Source organism: Wolbachia endosymbiont (group A) of Opomyza germinationis (genome assembly GCF_964264765.1).
GTDB lineage: Bacteria > Pseudomonadota > Alphaproteobacteria > Rickettsiales > Anaplasmataceae > Wolbachia > Wolbachia pipientis.
Genome location: NZ_OZ183482.1, coordinates 1267909 through 1287725 on the forward strand (window position 1 = coordinate 1267909; position 19817 = coordinate 1287725).

The 19817-nt window shown below is 34.6% G+C and carries 18 protein-coding genes and 4 pseudogenes; 9 read left to right on the top strand and 13 right to left on the bottom strand.

The window, feature by feature from the left end:
* Positions 1 to 131: 131 nt before the first annotated feature.
* Positions 132 to 1013 (bottom strand): zinc ABC transporter substrate-binding protein, encoded by an 882-nt coding sequence (locus tag ACFEL3_RS06325; protein ID WP_010962934.1) that lies wholly within the window; start codon positions 1011 to 1013, stop codon positions 132 to 134.
* Here ACFEL3_RS06325 and ACFEL3_RS06330 point away from each other — a divergent pair.
* The gene (locus ACFEL3_RS06330) at positions 1005 to 1745 is read left to right on the top strand and encodes a metal ABC transporter ATP-binding protein (RefSeq protein WP_038199232.1); all 741 of its coding nucleotides are present in this window, start codon (positions 1005 to 1007) and stop codon (positions 1743 to 1745) included. The genes ACFEL3_RS06325 and ACFEL3_RS06330 overlap by 9 nt on opposite strands.
* Entirely contained in the window at positions 1742 to 3172 is a 1431-nt protein-coding gene (gene ubiB / locus ACFEL3_RS06335; protein ID WP_375316756.1) for a 2-polyprenylphenol 6-hydroxylase, read from the top strand. Before ACFEL3_RS06330 ends, ubiB begins: the two co-directional genes overlap by 4 nt.
* 416 nt (positions 3173 to 3588) lie before the next feature.
* Here the strand turns inward: ubiB and ACFEL3_RS06340 are convergent, their stop codons facing one another.
* The 4 genes and pseudogenes from ACFEL3_RS06340 to ACFEL3_RS06355 all read right to left on the bottom strand — a co-directional run.
* Positions 3589 to 3924 carry a transposase gene (locus ACFEL3_RS06340; protein WP_049973597.1) on the bottom strand — a complete coding sequence of 112 codons (336 nt, stop codon included), beginning with the start codon at positions 3922 to 3924 and terminating at the stop codon, positions 3589 to 3591.
* 167 nt (positions 3925 to 4091) lie between these two features.
* The gene (locus tag ACFEL3_RS06345) at positions 4092 to 4439 is read right to left on the bottom strand and encodes an IS630 transposase-related protein (protein WP_022626382.1); all 348 of its coding nucleotides are present in this window, start codon (positions 4437 to 4439) and stop codon (positions 4092 to 4094) included.
* Between the two features lie 177 nt (positions 4440 to 4616).
* On the bottom strand, positions 4617 to 6230 hold the full coding sequence (locus ACFEL3_RS06350; RefSeq protein ID WP_010962938.1) for a hypothetical protein: 1614 nt from the start codon (positions 6228 to 6230) through the stop codon (positions 4617 to 4619).
* 157 nt (positions 6231 to 6387) lie between these two features.
* Positions 6388 to 6795, bottom strand: a pseudogene (locus tag ACFEL3_RS06355) (IS4 family transposase); the annotation flags it as partial.
* Positions 6796 to 7011: 216 nt separating this feature from the next.
* Here ACFEL3_RS06355 and ACFEL3_RS06360 point away from each other — a divergent pair.
* Positions 7012 to 7943, top strand: a pseudogene (locus tag ACFEL3_RS06360) (IS110 family transposase).
* Between the two features lie 193 nt (positions 7944 to 8136).
* Here ACFEL3_RS06360 and ACFEL3_RS06365 read toward each other — a convergent pair.
* Positions 8137 to 9119, bottom strand: a pseudogene (locus tag ACFEL3_RS06365) (IS4 family transposase); the annotation flags it as partial.
* A 25-nt stretch (positions 9120 to 9144) separates the two neighbouring features.
* Positions 9145 to 9534: a hypothetical protein gene (locus ACFEL3_RS06370; RefSeq protein ID WP_179943772.1), complete on the bottom strand. Its 390-nt coding sequence runs from the start codon at positions 9532 to 9534 to the stop codon at positions 9145 to 9147.
* Here ACFEL3_RS06370 and ACFEL3_RS06375 point away from each other — a divergent pair.
* A complete protein-coding gene (locus ACFEL3_RS06375) occupies positions 9454 to 9660 on the top strand; it encodes a transposase (protein WP_233641170.1) in 207 nt (68 codons plus the stop codon). The genes ACFEL3_RS06370 and ACFEL3_RS06375 overlap by 81 nt on opposite strands.
* A gap of 212 nt (positions 9661 to 9872) precedes the next feature.
* Positions 9873 to 10280 (top strand): transposase, encoded by a 408-nt coding sequence (locus ACFEL3_RS06380; RefSeq protein WP_095742788.1) that lies wholly within the window; start codon positions 9873 to 9875, stop codon positions 10278 to 10280.
* Between the two features lie 348 nt (positions 10281 to 10628).
* On the opposite strand, the gene ACFEL3_RS06385 is transcribed toward ACFEL3_RS06380, so the two are convergent.
* From ACFEL3_RS06385 to rlmB, 4 genes are all read right to left on the bottom strand, one after another.
* A complete protein-coding gene (locus tag ACFEL3_RS06385) occupies positions 10629 to 11606 on the bottom strand; it encodes a quinone oxidoreductase family protein (protein WP_038199239.1) in 978 nt (325 codons plus the stop codon).
* A 170-nt stretch (positions 11607 to 11776) separates the two neighbouring features.
* The gene (locus tag ACFEL3_RS06390) at positions 11777 to 12313 is read right to left on the bottom strand and encodes a cytochrome c oxidase assembly protein (protein ID WP_010082343.1); all 537 of its coding nucleotides are present in this window, start codon (positions 12311 to 12313) and stop codon (positions 11777 to 11779) included.
* Positions 12314 to 13036, bottom strand: coding sequence for a Bax inhibitor-1/YccA family protein (locus ACFEL3_RS06395; RefSeq protein ID WP_010962942.1), 723 nt, complete (start codon positions 13034 to 13036; stop codon positions 12314 to 12316).
* Between the two features lie 79 nt (positions 13037 to 13115).
* Positions 13116 to 13880 carry a 23S rRNA (guanosine(2251)-2'-O)-methyltransferase RlmB gene (rlmB, locus tag ACFEL3_RS06400; protein ID WP_038199241.1) on the bottom strand — a complete coding sequence of 255 codons (765 nt, stop codon included), beginning with the start codon at positions 13878 to 13880 and terminating at the stop codon, positions 13116 to 13118.
* 92 nt (positions 13881 to 13972) lie between these two features.
* Between rlmB and ACFEL3_RS06405 the strand changes: the two genes are divergently transcribed.
* Positions 13973 to 14473, top strand: a complete 501-nt coding sequence (locus ACFEL3_RS06405; protein WP_010082340.1) for a Smr/MutS family protein — start codon at positions 13973 to 13975, stop codon at positions 14471 to 14473.
* 882 nt (positions 14474 to 15355) lie between these two features.
* On the opposite strand, the gene ACFEL3_RS06410 is transcribed toward ACFEL3_RS06405, so the two are convergent.
* Entirely contained in the window at positions 15356 to 16390 is a 1035-nt protein-coding gene (locus ACFEL3_RS06410) for an aspartate-semialdehyde dehydrogenase (protein ID WP_010962945.1), read from the bottom strand.
* A 140-nt stretch (positions 16391 to 16530) separates the two neighbouring features.
* Here ACFEL3_RS06410 and ACFEL3_RS06415 point away from each other — a divergent pair, with 140 nt between their 5' ends.
* The 3 genes and pseudogenes from ACFEL3_RS06415 (at position 16531) to ACFEL3_RS06425 (ending at position 18264) form a co-directional block, all read left to right on the top strand.
* On the top strand, positions 16531 to 16983 hold the full coding sequence (locus ACFEL3_RS06415; protein ID WP_015589289.1) for a hypothetical protein: 453 nt from the start codon (positions 16531 to 16533) through the stop codon (positions 16981 to 16983).
* A 320-nt stretch (positions 16984 to 17303) separates the two neighbouring features.
* Positions 17304 to 17688, top strand: a pseudogene (locus tag ACFEL3_RS06420) (IS110 family transposase); the annotation flags it as partial.
* A gap of 252 nt (positions 17689 to 17940) precedes the next feature.
* Entirely contained in the window at positions 17941 to 18264 is a 324-nt protein-coding gene (locus tag ACFEL3_RS06425) for a transposase (protein WP_182183164.1), read from the top strand.
* 213 nt (positions 18265 to 18477) lie between these two features.
* Here ACFEL3_RS06425 and ACFEL3_RS06430 read toward each other — a convergent pair whose 3' ends face one another.
* Positions 18478 to 19752 (bottom strand): APC family permease, encoded by a 1275-nt coding sequence (locus ACFEL3_RS06430; RefSeq protein WP_010082345.1) that lies wholly within the window; start codon positions 19750 to 19752, stop codon positions 18478 to 18480.
* Positions 19753 to 19817 lie beyond the last annotated feature (65 nt).

Here is a 19817-nt window from a genome sequence, read left to right on the forward strand (position 1 = left end):
TTTTATGTTAAAATACAACGTTTTGATGATTATGAAAAAGCTGGATTCCAGACTGGAATGACACCATTTGTTGTAAACTCACTTCTTCTTGATTTGTAGAACAATAAAACAGTAAGCTAAAAGGGAACTTATTACTCAACAAAACAAGACTTAAAATTTTGTGCAATGCTATTGATTATAGCTAGATATGCATCTTTTCCAGGCTCTATGTCTGATCCAATAGGATCAAGAACTACCATTTTTGCGTCATTAGAAAGGGCGTTAGGCTTTATGCTATCTTCCTGTGAATGAGCAAATATACATTTAACGTTTTCTTCCTTCATTATCTTTTTTAGCTTCATTAAACTCTTCATACCTATGTAAGAATCCTCTTCTATGGAAAGAATAGCGCTTGGATGATTTAGACCGAAATATTTTTCAAAATATTGATAAGCATCATGAGTAACGATGTATTTTTGATTTTTAAAATCATTCAGTTCTTTCATGATTTCTTTTACTTCTTGGTCTATTTTTTTTATAGCTTTTGTTGCATTAGAACTGTATCGATGGGAATTTCCTTTATCTATGTCAGACAATGTTGCACTTATAGAAAGTATCATGCTCTTTGCATTTTCGGGACTCAGCCACATGTGTAAATCTTTTTCATCTTGAATGTGAGTGATTTTTCTAGAAAATGAATGTGGCCGAGTAGGAAGTAGGTTGATTGCCTTTGACAATTGCACTAGTTCTTTATTATTTTTGGCGAAAGTTTGAACAAACGTCTCTAAGTTATCGTCAACATAAAATATAACGTCACTTGATTCTAAATTACTCGCATCAGATGGCTTTAATATATAATTATGTGCAGATGTTGCATAGCCAAGCAATTCCGGTTCTAAAATCCCTTCTGTAACAGAAGCTACAAGTGAGTGGATAGGTTTGATTGTAGCTACAACTTTTAAATTGGATGAAAAGGCAATATTATAGTATAGTGTAAGTGAAAGTAATAGAAAAAAAGCCAGTAAATGTCTCATATAAACGTTGAGAAGAAGTTAAATTTTGTCAATAAATTGAATAATGTCAATAATCGTGTTCTAAAAATAGAAAATCTTGCTCTCGCATATGATGGTAAAAGAATCCTTGACAATATCAATATGTTCATGGAAAGAGGAGACATAATTACAATACTTGGTCCAAATGGTGGAGGTAAAACCTCTTTAGTGAAAGCAATTGCTGGTATAAATAAAAATTATACTGGAAATATTGTGTTAGCTGAGAACACAAAAATTAGCTACATGCCGCAAAATTTTAGTATTAGTAATTTGATGCCAATAACAGTTGAATATTTTCTTTTAAATAGCTCCTTGAAAAGACTAAAGAAAAATCAATCCATTATTACAGAAACGATAGAGTTGGCTGGTATCGGTAACATTTTGAAAAATCAAGTGTTAGAAATTTCTGCAGGGCAAACACAATTATTACTGCTTGCACGTTGTTTAATTGCAGAGCCTGACTTGATCATTCTAGATGAACCAGTTAGTGCAATGGATATTAACGCGCGGGCTAAATTTTATGATATTATAAATAAAATAGCAAAAAAACGATTGGTATCGATTCTTATGACTTCTCATGATCTTAACTCTGCTCTACCATCCTCAGATTACATAATTTGTATAAATAATACTATCTATTGCCAAGGCAAGCCTGATGAGATTATGAAAAATAGAACCCTAAATGAAATATTTAGCAGTTACGCAGCGAAATGATTCAAAATATTTTGCGTCTTCTGCACATAACTACGGTGCTGACGCGTTACAATATATTACCTTATTTACTTCCACCATCAAAAAAATCAATAAATAAAATACAAGGCCACAAGCTAAAGTGTGCTCTTGAAAAATTAGGTCCGGTGTTCATTAAGTTTGGGCAGTCTATCTCATCACGTACTGATGTTTTAAATGAGGATATAACAAATAACTTGTTATTGATATGTGATAGATTGCCATCATTTTCACATAAAATAGCAGTTAAAACTATAGAAAGTGAGTTTAATTGTAAATTGAGCGACATTTTTTCAAGCTTTTCTGAAAAGCCAATTGCAGCAGCATCGATTTCTCAGGTGCATAGAGCGGTTACAACTGAGGGTAAGGAAGTTGCTGTGAAGGTTTTAAGGCCAAATATTGAGAAAACATTCTCAAGGGATATAAAAATGCTTTCTTGGCTTGCAGAAATTGCAGAAAAATTTAGCGAACAATCAAAAAGGCTGAGGCCAATTGAATTAGTCAAAACTTTTGCTGAAATTTGCCGATTAGAGTTAGATCTACGTTTTGAAGCTGCTCACTCTTCGGAACTAAAGGAAAACACAAAAAATGACAGAGGTTTTTACGTACCTGAAATAGATTGGAATAGAACTTCGAAAAAGGTTTTAACATTAGAATGGATAGAAGCAACGCCAATATACGAAGTTGAAAAACTGAATAATCGTAAGCAAATAGCTATCAATCTTATAGAATCGTTTTGCAATCAAGTATACAGGGATTGTTTTTTTCATGCTGATATGCATCCTGGAAATCTAATGGTTGATAGTAATAACAATATTATTGCCCTGGATTGTGGAATCATGGGTAGAATAGATCGTGAGACATGCTATTACGTTATAGAGATACTCAAAGGCTTTTTAAATCGGGATTATGATCACGTTGCAAAAATGCACTTTAGGGCTGGTTATGTTTCATCACAGCATAGAAATTTTGTCACAGCTTGCAGGGCAATAGGTGAACCCATTATTGGGCAGCCTATACAGAAGATTTCATTTGCTAGTTTACTTGCTCAGCTATTAAAAATAACTGGTGATTTTGATATGAAAGTTCAAACACAATTGTTATTGCTGCAGAAAACTATGATTTTACTGGAAGGGACATGTAGAAAGATCTACTCAGAAATCAATATGTGGAAAGTAGTTGAAGCGTGGATAAGCAGTCAACATGAAAATAAAATAGGGTATAGGGAAAAAATTAGAAGTTCTTATCCTGTAAAAACAATCCAAGGGATATTTAGCCTTATAAAAAAATTAAACCTAATAGCTGATAAAAAATTAGAAAACATCCAAATTAAAAATAAATCAAATGGAAAAGTCTATTTTTTATTGTGGTTTGTAATTATAATTCTAATCGTTAAACTTTTAATTTCTTAAACTATGGGAAAAAACTGCGTCAAATCCAATTTTTATTCAACTTAATTTTTAATCTGCAGGAGCCGAGTTGAGAATGTCCAATTTTCCACTTTCTTTATGTATCTGTTCAGCAGAGTGGCAAAATAAGGTAGACGAGAAAAGACAACTATAGGAACAAATGGGTGTCATGCCAGTGCGTGACACTGGCCTCTTGTTTCAATGTTAAACAAAATACCATAGAATTCAAAAAGACAATTCCTAGAAAATTTCTACATCCAAAAAAGGCATAAGTTATGTTAATGCTGTTTGAATGAGATGATATAAAGATAAGCCAAATTTTTACAAAGAAAACATTTCAAGCAGCAAGACACCTTTGATTGAAAGAGAGCACCAAATTTATGGGGTGAGTAACTGCGCTATTTCAACTATAGTATTTTCTAAAACGAATGATAAACGTCTAAAATGGTATTACCAACTAAAAGGTGTAAGTCTGTACATTGATGCATTAGAGGTCTGAGGCAACTTTTGATGGTGTGCCAACAATGCTCTATCGGATTTAGATCAGGTGAATATGTTGGAAGATAAAGCAAATGACAGCCAAAAGACTCTATTAATGACTTTGTTTTGGGAGTTTTATGGAATGTAGCATTATCCATAACTATGGTTGTATCACGCTGTAATTGTGGAAGTAATCTTCGCTCTAACCATACATTAAATATATCTTTATTACACCCTCCTGTGAAGGTCATTGGTGCAATAAACTTCTCATCCACCTATTATACTCACTCTTTCCCGCTTTTTTCCTGGAACATCAGCATATATTTTTTCTCCTCTTGGAGCTCGTGCATATTCTCGGTATAGTCTATTATCAACTCCTGCTTCATCTATATATAAAATGCTACAGTGGTCTATTTTTGAGACTTTATCGATAAATTGCTGCCTATCTTCTTGATTGCGCTCTTGATAGAATGTGACTTTTTTTAAAGGTTATTTTTAGCTGTCTTAATCTATACCAAATTGCACTTATCCCAAAGCCAAGGTTTTGTTTCATTTCTGCTAGTGTGTGATCTGGGTGTTTTTTGACATATTCTTTGAGTATTTCTGGATCTATTTTTCGAATAAAACCAGTACTTTTTACCGCTTTGAGACCTTGGCCAGTAGCTTTCTTTTTTAGCCATCTATATAGTGTTGCTATCCCTATCTCAAAAACCTCTGCAACTTCAACCTTTGACTTTCCTTTTTCTACCAAAGACACTGCTTTTTCCCTTAAATCTACACTATATACCATCGCTTTCCCTACTTTAAAAAAACATATTATACCTTTATCATTCGCTTTTGAAAATACTATAGTTAGCGGAATGACGGTTTTTCAAATTGTCGGTAAATCTAAGTCAGTTTAGCTATAATTTCCTAAATTTGCTCACAATCTCTTGACTTGACACATATGTTTTTTTCCCAAATGTTACTATCTTCCTCCTTTTCCTTTCTCAATTTGTGCAACCATTTCCTTTACATTTGCATGCGTGAGAAGGGAATTTTTGCTGACATGAGATTTTGGATCAGATTTTGCTGTTACGTGTTTCGTTGCAGATCTTTTATTCTCTGTTAGAAATGAATGAGATTGTTTTTTCTTCACACCGATATCCGCTTGTGCTGCTGGAGTGGTTTTGCTTTCAGCAAGCTGTACATTAGCATTTCCTTTTGCTTGATTTTGCTCAAATTTTTCTTTTAATGCCTTTACTTTACTGCCCATCTCGCGATTAGCTCCTCCTTTCATAGTAGCTGCTGCTACTTTTGGTATCGCCTTACCAGCAGCTTTTTGTGCTGATTTCCTATTGTCTTGATTTTCAGATTTTAGTGGTACTCTTTCAGCTGATTTTTTAAGAATTACTCCTACTACTTTTGGCTCTGTGCTTACTTTTTGATTAGCACGGCTTAGATTTTTAGGCTTTGGCGGTACTGCAGGTTTATCTTTGATTACCACTTTCGATTCTTGTCTAACTTCTTGACCAGTAGTAAACATTTTTTTTGGCACTTGCGGTGGTTTTGGTGGTACGAGGGATTGAGGTTGTTGTTTCTGCTTACGTTCTCTTTTTGCTTCTATATGTTCTTTAGGAACTGTTGCATAAATTGGCTCTTCTTTGGGCGATTTTGAACTCTGCGAATTTTCTATTAAAATTTTACTCTTCTTCTCTTGATAATTTGATATCTCTTTGTATACAGACTCTTCATTTAATGAACTTCCATAGCCTGAATCTTCTCTCTGCTCATATAAAGGATTTTCCTTTTGCTTTTTCTCTTGATAATTTGATATGTCTTCATATTCAGACCCCTGATCTAATGAACTTTCATAGCCTGAATCCTCAGAAGGATTTTCCTTAGCATCAGGCATACTAAAACTATTAGCTCCTTTTAGTAAAGAAGATGTAGACTTTGCCTTGCTTTCTCCATCTGAGGATATTTCTGATTTAAAGCGTACCTTCCTCGAATCTGGAGCAGCCGGAGGTGCTGTTGTTGGTCGCTTTATTTGCCTCATGCGATTACCACCTAATTTTTCTTTCGGCTGTTCTTCTTTTCGCAGCTCAAAAGTACCTTCCTTTTGCTTTCTACCTTCCAAACTCACTTCGTGTGATCTATCTTTTCCTTGACTCTTTTCACTTTGTTCTAAATTTAAAGAATCTTTTAAAATATTATTTTTTCTGAAATCTTTTTCTAATTGTTCCAAGAGATCAATTTTTTTTAAAATTCTTGTATACTTAGCTGCTGTTTCTAAAGTGAAACTTGACAACTCATCATTTACAAAATTACTTATACTACTGTTCTTGGTTGGAAAATTTTTTCCCAAAATTCTATTCATTAATGTTTTAAAAAGACCTAATGGCTGTTCTACATAATTGTTCAAGTCAGTATATATAACAAACTCAGCTATACCTTTTGCCTCACCTGTAAAACCTTCTAATGCATGAGATAAATCCCTTAACGTTTTGTTATATTGTTTCTCTGCATTTCCTAGCTTTACAGCTTTGATCAGAGAATCGAGATTTTTTTTATAGTTCTCACTTTTAAATGGATTATTCATACTAATTACAGCTCATTATTTATTAAAATATAGATCTAAAATATTAAGATCTAGTAAATATTACTTTTGTAATTCATGTAGAACTATAGCTATAATAAGTAAGATTTCCCTACGTCATACCGCCGCGGTATCTCCAGATCCCCCTAACAACTTACTATTACCCACAAATATAAAGTTCGTGAGCAAGTCGCCATCCTTCTGCTAAATCAAAGAGACGTTTATATCCTTTCCAAAGAGTAATTGGTCCTGGTTTTGGGTCATTTTTTCTTGCTAAATGGCCTCCAAGTTCATGAAACAGCTTCTTTTATGTTGGGAACTACACTTGGACATGGTTTTCTGTGTATTTTAACGTATAAAACTTTCCATTCTTCTTCAGCTAATAAGGTAGTACATGGTAATGTTGGGTTAGCTCTTGCAATTGATGTAATAAAGAAGATCCTCCAAGCAATAATACTCATAACTGTTAGATATCTCATTAGTCTTTCTGCTATTCCAAGCCTACATTCTTCAACTTTGAGACCGGATTTAAAATTTTATGTAATATCTCTATTTTCCATCTAAGGCAATTGTAAGTTAAAAACGTGATATAAAAGAGATAAGAGAGAAAGATAACCCTGCTCACTAGGAATAGCGGGCGTGCGCGACCGAAAGGAAATTGGTATTACAACCGTTGGTATCAAGGTACGCTAGCCCTATCTCTCGATACGTTTGAATAGTTGCTTGGGACATATATATGCACCCGTTTACAATCTTAAATTAACTAAAACTATCGAGGTTTATTATGGTTACATCTTATCAAAATTTTATTGGCATTGACATCGGAAAATTTAAAAATATCGTTGCAATTCACAAACAGAAGAATGCTGTCGAATTTGATAATAATGCTTCTGGTTGGCAACAATTATTTCAAGAGTTTTCAGATATTCTACCTAATGCTTTAGTGACTTTAGAAAATACAGGGAAATATGAGCTTGGCTTATCACATTTTCTTACCGACAAAAATATTGCCGTGCATCGAGCTAATACTCGTAAAGTAAAAAGCTTTATTTTATCTCACGGAACTTTAGCAAAGTCTAGATGCAAGAGCTCTTGCTCAATATGGATTTGAACGCCATAGAACTATCTCTCTATTTGTACCTACCTCTACAGAACAATCAACTTTGGCTGCACTTTGTCAACGTCGTGATGATATTACGCAAATGAGAACTCAAGAAAAATGCAGACTTGAAGCACCGGAAAATGATCATATAAAAGAAAGCTGTCAAAAGACCATTGAGTTTTTCGATAGTCAAATAAACGAACTCAATGATACTATACAAAAGATTATTGATGAAAGCCGCGAATTACAACAACGCCAAAAAATTCTTAAAACAGTTCCTGGAAAAGTTATCACAAGATTTTTTGTGTTTAATGCCAGAGCTTGGTTACTTAAATAGAAAAGAAGTAGCAAGTCTTGCCGGAGTTGCACCGCATCCAAAAGAAAGTGGTAAAGCTGTTGGTTACCGAAGGATTACAGGTGGTAGAAGTAACGTTCGTTCAAAGCTCTTTACAGCCGCTATGGCTGCTACAAGGTCAAAATCTATACTTGGCGCCTTTTATTCTAAGCTTGTTGAAAGTGGTAAGAAGAAGATGGTGGCTATAACAGCCCTAATGCGTAAAATTATAGTAATTGCTAATACAAGACTTAAAGAAGCAATTAATTTGCATACTTAAAAATCTTCACAACGGTAACTGAAATTGGCTAATGAATATGTGCGTCCACACAGACTTAAAGCACATATTCATTAGCTTAAGCAGAAATTGCTGTGGTAGCTGTTTGATATAAAATTCTATTTCTATGACAAACGGGTTTTTATTGCCCATATAATTTGCAAAATTACACAAATAAAAAAATTTTTAAAAAACATAGTTGATACCAACTAATTTTTTCAACAGCTTCATCGAAAGTATTAACTGAAAGATTCGTTAATAGCATCCATTCTAGCGGTTTTTTTTAAGGGAAGGGGAGTTTTCTCAACAACATAAACTGCATAAAGTGGTAATTTAGGTAGTTCTTCCGTCTTATGCCTAATATTATTCTTAGATGGATTCATCATAAACTTTCCAAATCTAACTTCCAAACGTGCTGTTCTTTTTGGCTTATTATCTTTTACAGGAACTTCAACTTCTACCGTACCTGCACAATGAGAGGATTTAATAAATGCCCATAACTTCTGCTCACCTTTTTCAGGATATCGAGATTTTCTATTTACTGCTCTATCTCTGCATGCTCTAACTAGCACTGCCGAATTAAGATTATGTGCAAGCTCAAAAAAGTCATATATATCTGCTTCTCTATCGCATACAGTTATAGTCTCAGTTTGAGTTGGATCAATAATATTATTTGTTTTTCTTAAAGTTTCCAACCACTTTACGCTTTCTTTATCTTCAATGCGATCGCTCTTTTTTTTAAGGTTCTCAGTTTCTTCAGGTCTTGAATAAACTTTTTGATCTAGTATCCCTAGTACCAAACCTTCTATACTAACGGCAAGAGCTGTATGCATTATAATACCTTTTGCAGTATCATAACTGGACAAATTTGCTAATCCGCTTGTTTTTTTATGGTTATTATATACAATGTAACTGGTATCTTGAATGACAAGAACCCTCTTGTGAGCTTTTGTTCTCTCAACCGTCTTATTAATATGTGTAGCTAAAATATCACTTTCTTTTACATTCTCATTTTGAAAAAAACGTTATGCTGTTTTTGCTTCTGACCAACTTTCACATGCTTGATTAATCTAACTTTCAGGTAATTTTGTCAAACATATCAGCAATCTTTACTAATCGCTCAGTTAACCTTTTATCTCCAAATTCATTTTTAGCCCATTCACTACTTTTACTTGCCATTTTACACCCTCAATATTTGCAAACTTTAATATTGTAATATTTTACTTTTTAGTCCATTTATATTTGTGGGTAATAGTAAGGAATGACACCGTCTTGGATGGAAACCAGTGTCAGCTACTTTCATGACACCATCACAAGGTGAAACTGGATCCCAGTGGGCTTTGTTGCATCGCTCAAGCGAAAAGAACTGGCAGTTACTGACAAAATTCATTATAAATAGCCATTTAACTGTTGAAGAAAAAATATGCCACAAAAAATGAGAGTCAGTAACTGCCATGAATATAACAAATTTCTCCAAGAAAGAGGAAGCATTTTTTGTTATATCAATGACGCCATAGAAAATTGGTACGAGAATTGTCCAAAAATGCAGGGCGGCAACTATATTTATAGTGATAAAGTTGTGATTTTGGTGCATATAATCGTCAGTTTCTTTAGAATTGGTTTAAGACAAACAGTCGGGTTTATAAAAGGGTATTTGCAACAAATAGGAAGAGATTTGCAGCTATTCACAAGCATCAAAAGAAACTTAATATTAAGATAAATGATTGCAGAAAATAATATGGAAGATATCGAAATTGCTATAGACAGTACAGGAATTAGTATATACAACAACACACAGCAAGGAAAATAGCACTGACAGAAAATATCGTGGCTATGAGCAAACGAGAAAATTGCACGTAATGTTGAATATAAACAACAAAAAAGCCATAGCTGTAAAATACAGTAACGGCTGATCACTATGGAGCTTGTGATTTGCTAAAAGAAGTCGATTTTCAGTATGTCATAAAAGTACTATATGCAGATAGGGCATATGACAGAGAAAAGCTCTATAAGCTGTGTAATCAATATGGTATAAAAACGAAAATTCCTCCGAAAAACAACGCAGCAGAGCATCCAAAGTTAGACTATATGGCTGAGAGAAATTCTGCAGTCAAGCTCATAAAGTCATATGATGAAGATGGTATAAAGAAGTGGAAAAAAGAGATGAGTTATGGAAAAAGATCTTATATAGAAAGTTTTTTCTCGCAACTGAAACAAACATTCGGGTTTAGTTTTAGGAATAAATCTGAGACAAATAGAGAGAAGGAACTACTTGTTAAATGCTATTTGCTCAATAAGTTCACTGATATTGGTATGGCTAAATTTGAGATAGTTACATGAATTTACCATAAATCACCATCTCATAAAGTGTGATGCAACAAAGCCATCCCAGTGTCAGCTACTTGGATGACAAGAAAGGGAGCACTGGAATGACAGGAGAAGGGGGGCTACTACCGTCATAAAGGAACCAGTGTCAGTTACTCGGATGATACCTTTTTCTACTTAATTTGGGTTATGCAAGAAGTCTATTCGCGGTATAGATTCCGCTAACACGTAGCGGGATGACGGTTGTCGGTAAATCTAAGTCAGTTTAGCTATATGCTTTTAATTCCCCCAAAAGGAGAATTAAATATGTGAAGTTCTAGTTGATATGACTTAATGAATGGTTAGTTTAAATTACTAATTTATTTAAGAGATTTTGATAATATTTAACCCACTCGCTTTTCTATTTTCCATATCACGATGTGCTTGAATTATTTCATCAAATTTATATTTTTTATTGATCCGTACAGTTAAAAGTTTTTTTCTTATCATCTCGAAGATTTCCATTGTGGTAAGCACTAATGTGAATCTATCATGCTTATAATGGTATATTGAGGTTCCAGTTGCAAATAACGAACGTGAACTAAGTAAAGAAAAACTAATAGGAGCGTTACCTGATATCTGCCCATAGGAAACGTATATGCCGAACCTGCCTAAAGATTCAAAAGAAAGCTTGCTTGTAGCGTAACCTATAGGGTCATACACTGCACCTACTCCTCTGTTTTGCGTAATCTCCATAACTTTAGAAACGAAGTCTTTATCATTGTAGTTTATTGCGTATGTGCAGCCACTTTGTAAAGCTATCTTCATTTTTTCATCAGAGCTTACAGAACCTATCACTACACCTTTTTTATCCTTTGCCCATTGGCATATTATTTGTCCTAAACCACCATTAGCCCCATGAACTAGCACGAAAGCACCAGGCCTAACTTTATAAGATTGATTAACTAAATAGTGAGCTGTCATACCTTTAAACAGCACTGCAGCAGCAACTTCATCAGATATGTCATCTGGAATTTTTATCAGATATTTCTGGTGTATAATGCGCTTTTCACAATATGCCCCTGGAGGAGCTGTGCAATATCCAACTCTGTCTCCAACCTTCAATCCATCACTGATTTTTTTACCAAGCTTTTCAATAACTCCCACTGCTTCTACCCCAAGCACTGATGGTAAATTTTTAATTTTGCGCGTACCTTTTCTGTGCTCTAAATCATAACGATTTAAGCCGATAGTTGTGTGACGTACTAAAACTTCCTCGCCTTTTGGCTCACCTATACTCTTATCTACAAATTCTAATACTTCTGGTCCCCCAGTTTTTTTAATTTGTATAGCTCTAACCATGATGAATATTAAGATAAAAACTTTGATTATGTTATCTAACAATTAATATTTTGCAAAGTTATTGTTTTCACAATCAATAGACTTCTTGCGTTACCTCCTGTCATTCCAGTGTCAGCTACTTGGATGACACCCTATTGATTACTGAAATGACACGGTTTGCAAACATTCTGTTACTTAAGCTTAAAGAACGTGTATGATAGTGTTATTTCGCCCAAATCTTTTGTATTACTATCAAGCATTATCTCAGGATCTATATAGAAAGATACGGGCATAGCTGCTTTTTGTTTTGGTAGCAACATTTGCTCTTCAAAACAAAAGCATGCAACTTTATTGAAATACTTACCTGCTTTGAAAGGCGTAACATTATACACCGCCATACCAAATGAAGGCTGATCAGATAGATTTTTTGCGTAATAAAACGCTAAACTTTGTTCTCCTATGTTTACGTCAACGTAGTTAGTTTCTGATTTAAACTCCCAAGGTAGATCGGACATTATATCAGCATTGAAATGGACCCTGATCTTTTGGTTAGTTATATTTGTTGTTGTGTTAGTTACTTTTCTTATTGTGCCACCATACCCAGTAGCTTTACAGAAAATGCTATATAGAGGTACCGATGCATATGCAAGACATATCATCGACACAACTAAAGATACTAAAAAGAAAACTATAGAATTCTTACTGCCTTTCCTTAAAAAGGAAAACATCTAATCCCTATTGTTGAACAAGTTAAGTAACCTGAGTAGATTGAGAAATATATTAATAAAGTCAAAATAAAGATTAGTTGCACCGAGTATTGCCAATTTAGTAGTAGCAACTTCTGATCCGTCATTATGTTTATAATAAACGTCCTTGATTCTTTGAGCATCATACGCAGTCATTAAGGTAAAGACTATTACTGATATGAACGATATTGCAAAGTGGAGAGGACTACTTCCAAGAAATAAATTTACTATAGACGCAATGATTAACCCCCAAACTCCCATAATCAAGAAAGAGCCCATACTTGTAAGATCTCTTTTTGTAGTATTGCCATATAAAGCCATAGAGCCAAACATGATTGATGTAATGAAAAACGCCCTTGCTATATTTTCTGCAGTATAAACTATAAAAACATAAGATAAGGAAAGCCCCATTAACACTGAGAACGAGAAAAATATAGTAACGGCAGACTGAGCACTTAGGTGTTGAATTCTATAAGACATGTAGAACACCAATGCAACTGGAGATAACATTACCACAAGCGATAGAACGGGATTAGAATAAATTACTTGAAAAAGACCAGAAAATACTGTTAAAAATGCAACAAGCCCTGTGACGCCCAAAGCTAAAGCCATGTAATTATATACTTTAGTTAGGTAACTTCTAAGCCCAGCACTATAATAAACGCCTTGAGAGCGAATATCCTGTTCATTTCTCATATAAGACATAATATAACTCCTTTTATCCATTACTTAACACATTATAATATAAAACCATATTTTTATCAAGTGTTTTTATTATAAACAGCTATGCGCTGGCATTTGTTTTAATATAAATAGAATATAGGCCTATTGCTGCTGCGTTTGAAACATTTAAACTGTTAATTGCATTTGACATTGGGATTTTTAAAAGATAATCACAATTTTCTTTAACTAACCTCCGCATTCCTTTCTCTTCAGAACCAAAAATAATTACTCTTTTTTTCTCAAAACTCTTTATTTCATCTATATTTTCTTTAGCATTGCAATCAAACCCGTAACACCAGTAGCCGACCTTTTTTAAATACTGCATAGTTTTTACTATATTTGTAACGTATATTAGCGGAACAATATCTAAAGCCCCACTTGCTGCTTTTGCAATAGATGCATTTTCACTCGGTGAATGGTTATGTGGTAAAACCAATGCGTCGACATTAAAACAAGCTGAAGTTCTTAAAATTGATCCAATATTGTGCGTGTCAGTGACTTGATCTAAAATGACTATAGTAGAACTGTCGTTTGAGCTTTCAGCTACTTCTTCGATGCTTAAGTTATAAAGAATAGGGGCAACATTTAAAGCAATTCCTTGATGGTTAGCACCTTTGGGTAAAACGTCATTAAGTATTTTGTTTTCTACTAATCGAACTTTAATGCCCTTACTATTTGCATATTGCTTAATTTCTTTTTCGTGTTCTCTATAGAAATTTTCTGTTACTAACAGTTCTATACACCGCCTATTTTTATTCTTCAGTGCTGACATGCAGGTGTGCTTTCCATACAGCCAAAAATTCTCATTAGTTTTTGACGATTTCATCGTATTATTGAAAATCGGGTTTTTATAGAATAAGCAACATTTTACTATGTTTGAATATTGTTGTAAAATTATACAATTCGATTAATGCGTTTATGTCGGACGATGAGTTGGATTGGCAAAAAAATGTTAAGCCAATAAAATGTGGAAAAGTTACTTTGAAAGTTGATCATAAAGTAAATATAAAGTCTATGGTTGATAAAGGTACCTCCGACTTACAAGGGAATTTTCTTAATACCAATAATAGTAACTCATCATTTTGTCTTGACCAAAACACAAAATCAAAAGTTGATAGGGGTAAATATTTTATAAGCGATAAGCTCGATTTGCATGGCTATAATATAGAGGATGCTTACTGTAAATTGATAGATTTTATTATCAAAAATTATCGAGCAGGAAATAGATGTTTATTGGTAATTACGGGATACGGCAGTGCAACAAACAAAACAGACACTATAAAGAGTAACTTAAATAAATGGTTAAATGACACTAAAATCCAGCATATGGTTCTATACTACCAACAAGCTACGAAAAAACATGGTGGTAAAGGGGCTTTTTATGTTTTATTAAGAAGGAATAAAAACCTTGAGTCCTGATACTTAAAATTCCTTTTAAGCCTTAATTTTTCTTGTATAACCATACAGTGTTCGGCAGCGCGTGACGCACAACTGTGCGAACATTGTGATTTGGGTCTACCAGGAAGGATGTCTCCCAGTACCTCTTTTCCCGTCATCCCGCTACGTGTTAGCGGGATCTCATTTCACTTTATGAGGGTGTCATCCGAGTAGCCCCTTTCTCGTCATCCCGCTACGTGTTAGCGGGATCTCATTTCACTTTATGAGGGTGTCATCCGAATAGCTTGACTACTTGGATCCAGATTGGATACTGAGTTGGTGAGTATAAAAGTATAGCTTCTACGTCATACCGCCGCGGTATCTCAGCCGCTAACAAATAGCGGGGTGACGAGTTACTATACCGCTGCGAACCGTCATACCGCGATTTATTCCATAGCTGTACGAACATTCATTTTTGAAGGTAAACTGCACAGCAAATGGTGTCATTCCAGTGCTTGACACTGGAATCCAGCCGGCTTTGTTGCATCGCTAGCTATGATGGATTAAAGATAAAAAAGGTGGAGAATATCAGTAGCTTATTATTCTGGTATTTATAACAAGAACGGTCAGTGAATACCTAAATTTGAGTAAAAGAAATTTCACTACCACTCACTAATCCGGCTAAAATTCAAGAATTTCAATGCTTTAGCTATTTTCAATAGAATTAAATTTATTAATATAAATAACAAGTTACTATTCTTAAATTTGATCAGATTGATTGCAAAAAAAACAAGATTTTCAATAAGTTGCTTATAATCCTAATTATAGTTAGCCTTTCATAAGTAGCGATGCAACAAAGCCATTCCAGCGTCACGCGCTGCCATGTGATATACAATTTCCTTCGAATTACAACGTACGTGCGCTCTATATGCACTTGATTGACAAATGCTCTCTTATCAAAATCTCAAGAATCTGCACTATATTTAATGCTGCGCCTTTGCGCAGGTTGTCAGCCACTATCCACATATTTAATCCGTGCTCAACAGTATTGTCTCTTCTAATACGCGATACATATACAGCATTCTCCTGTACAACATCAATTTGAGTTATGTATTCACTATCTTCACGCCTGTTGTACACTAAAACTCCACTATCTTCGGCTTCACTTAGCACTTCACGAGCTTGTTCTTCAGTGATATGTTGATCAAATTCCACATTTACTGCCATAGCGTGACCGATAAAGACGGGTACCCTTACACAAGTTGCAGTAACTTTTATATCTTCCTCTAAAATTTTTTTTGTCTCCTCTTGCATTTTCCATTCCTCTTCTGTAGAGCCATTTTCCATGAATTCTCCTACATGGGGAATGCAATTGAATGCTATTTGCTTAGAGAATATCTTGGGTTTTTTAGCTTCGTTCATAAAGATTTTTTTTGTCTGGTCATAGAGCTCATCCATTGCTGCTTTGCCTGCACCAGAAGTTGATTGATAAGTTGAAGCAACGATTCTCTTTATTTTTGCTTTTTGGTGTAATAGATGTAGTACTAGCAGCATCTGTATTGTAGTACAGTTTGGATTGGATATTATGTTGTGGTTTTTATATTCCATAATTTTTTCTTTATTAATCTCTGGAATAATGAGTGGCACACCCTCTTTCATTCTAAAATGGGAACTGTTATCTATCACGATGCATCCAGCCTGTGTTGCAATTGGTACATACTCTTCAGAAACATGAGATCCAGCACAGAAAATGGCTACATTAGTTCCAACGAAGTCATAATCCTCAAGGCATAAAACTGTTAACTCTTTGTCACCAAAGCTCACCTTCTTCCCTTCTGATTTTTTCGATGCAAGTGCAATAACGCAATCTATCGCCTCATCTTGAAATTCAGCAAGCGTGCTTAATACCTCACGCCCTACTCTTCCGGTTGCTCCAATAACAGCAATTTTGTATCTCATATAGATGAACCTCTAATTTTAAAGTTCTATTATATTTTTACTGACAAAATTTACAATTGTTTTAATATTTTTACCTTGCAATTAATTGTAATTTAGCTATTATTATGCAATATTAGTAATATTACATAATGAAATGAAAGATGAGTAAGGAATACGATGAAACTAAGGTTAAACCTGCAATGTCTACACCTCAAGGGCCTGAAGGAACCAATGGATCAAAGGCCCAAAGTGTTCTTTCGAATAAAAGAAAGCCTACAATAAATTTTGATGATAAAAAGTATGGTGTAAAAACCTCTAAAATAGACCAACAGTCTCTAAACAAAAGACAAGAATCTTCAAAGCTAAGAGATCTCTTAAGGTCAATACCAATAATAAGGAGATTTTTAGCAAGGATTTTCACACCTGAAAAAATAGAAATCATCAGTAACCCTATATATGACAACATGGAAGCATATAAAAAATCGCAGGAAGATTACCCTAGTAAGATAAAAGATGAAACTAGTATAGATGATGAACACACAAAAGAAGTAGATAGTAAACTTGAGAAGGGTAATGTTGAACAAGTGGACAACAAGAAAAGTCGTAGTTCATAAATATCAATCATTTAAAAATTATCTCTAGTTATAACATTGTATCTGTTCAGATGCATGGCTCATGTACAAATATTGAAACAAAAATTCCAGTGCTCCTTTCTCGTCATCCCAGTGCGTGACACTTGTATCTTTATGATGTGAGGCATTAGAGCTAAAATACCTCACAGGGAGGGTGAAGCTGATGCGACACTAATGCCATTAAGCCAGATTTTGCTTCCCTCCCATAGAGTTAAAGACTGAACAGTATCTTTTGGAATTATATCCCGTATTACAAGGTTAGTCTAAACTCTCAGTTTATTTATAGTCTTGGAGGCAATTTTATGCAAGTAAATGCTATTTTGGGTGTGGATATTTCAAAAAAGAAATTTGATGTTTGTTTGTTAGTGGACAGTAAAAAACGACACAAAGTCTTTCAAAATAATCAAGATGGTTTTGCAAAACTTGTAGTTTGGTGCAATGGCCATGGAGCAAATCTTACTCATTTATGTCTTGAAGCAACTAGTTGGTATGGAGAAGATTTGGCTACTTTTATGCACGATTTAGGACATAATGTCAGTATAGTAAACCCAGAAAGCTTTTGGCAAAAGTGAGCTGCTCAGAAATAAGACAGATAAATCAGATGCAGCTATGATAGCTAGATTTTGTATCGCCAACAAACCTGCTCTTTGGAAGCCCATTGCACCTGAAATGAGGCATTTGAGGGAGCTTTACCGTTGCATGCAATCGCTAAAAGATGATAAGGTGCAACAGACAAATCGCTTGGAAAACAAAAATATGCATTCCAGTTGCAAAGAAGCTATATCTAAAGTAATTTTGGCAATAGAGGAGCAAATTATTGTTCTCGAAAAAGAAATTAATGAGCATATAAATAACTATCCACATCTAAAAAATATGGTGGAAAACCTTAAGACTATAAAAGGTATAGGATATCTTACTGCTGTTGCTGTTGTCGCAGAAATGCCATCAGTTGATAACTTTGACAATGCTAAACAATTTACAGCTTTTGCTGGTCTAAATCCAGGACATTATCAATCGGGATCGTCAGTAAGTAAGAGAAGTTGCATATGCAAAATAGGATCTGAGCGTATTCGAAAAGCTCTTTATATGCCAGCTATAGTAGTCAAAAACCATAATAATCATTTTCAAAAGTTTTGTCAGCGTCTAGCAAGTAAAGGCAAATGTCCAAAAGTCATAGTTCTTGCGTTAATGCGAAAATTAATGCATGTCTTTTTTGGTATTCTTAAAAATAATCAACCATTTAATTGTAATTTTGTTGGATAATTTGTTTGACAGCAGAGACAGTATCTGGGATCCAGATTGGGCACTAAGTTGGTAAACACGAAAGCGATTAATCCTTTACAACGTTTTTGATGGAACTGCGCGAAAGAACTGGATGCCAGTGTCACGCACTGGCATGACACCCATTTCTTCCTATAGTTGTCTTTTCTCGTCTACCTTATTTTGCCACTCTGCTGAACAGATACATAACATTTGCTATACAGAAACTCTGCGATACCAAAATAAATAAAGAGGTACGCCACTTGCAGTGAATAAGCTTGCGATCAGCAAGGTATTCACAGAAGTTTCAAATATTACCCAGCAGCAAAAGGTTGTTGCTATACTGCCAATTAAAAATTTGTAACAACTCTTTTCTTGCACAATAACTTTGAGAAAAGCAAGACTGCATGCAAGGTAAACAAATAAAAATGAAACTACAGAAAAGTCGATAATTGATGTGATCTGCTTAGCAAAATTGTTGCTTGAAGTGAGGATTAGTAAAGTTGCAGTTCCAACTGAGCTAGTTGTTATGCCCCAGAAAGGAGAACCGTGCTTGTTTCTTTGAGCAAAAAACTGTGGCATCAGTTTATCTTTTGCAAGGCCAAGGGCCACTTGTCCACTAGCTAGTACCCAAGCGTTTAAAGTACCAACACAAAAAATGAACGCAGTTATAGAAATAATCAAGTGCCAATTGCCAGAGGCCATAATTTTTATTGCGTCAACATATGGTGCTCTTGAACTTGCTAAATCATTGCCATTTATTAATCCCATAATTGCAAGATTGTTGATAAAATACACAACAGCAACAGAGATTGTTCCAAGTACCACAGCTCTTGGTATTGTTCTAGCTGGATTATCAACTGACCCTGCAGGTGCTGTTGCCAATTCAACTCCAATAAAACCCCATAGAGTAATAAGTGTAGAACGGGCAAGAATCTGCGATGTTGTAAGATTTGATATTTCTTCACTTATGATGAAGTTATTTCTATCAAAAAAAAACAATGCTGCTATAGGTATTACAAGCAATACAGAAATTTTTATCACCGTCAATAAAAACTCAACACGTCCAGCAGTAGCTACTCCTCTAAAATTTATTAGTGTAATAATTGTAAGTAATAACATCTCTAAAAACAGATGTACGTTTTGAATATCTTCATGGAAAAATGGTGTAAGATAACCAACACCCACAACTATTACGGCTGTTGTGCTAACCCATGAGATCACCCAATACGTCCAACCAACAAAAAAAGCTGCAGCAGGGCCAAAAGCATGCTTTACATAGACGTGAGGGCCACCCGTTTCCGGAAATTTTGCGCAGAGTGAGGCAAAAACTAAAGCAAGAGATATAGCACCAAGCCCTGATATTATCCAGCTTATAAGGCTATACATGCCATATGGAGCAAGGCTAATTGGAAGCATAAAAATTCCAGAGCCAATTTGGCTGCTAATCACTAAGGCAAAAATAGCCCAAAAACCTATTTTATTTGACACAATAATTCTTATCTAAATAGATTAACAATATACCCTAAACTCAGAAATTTCAATTGATCTTTTAA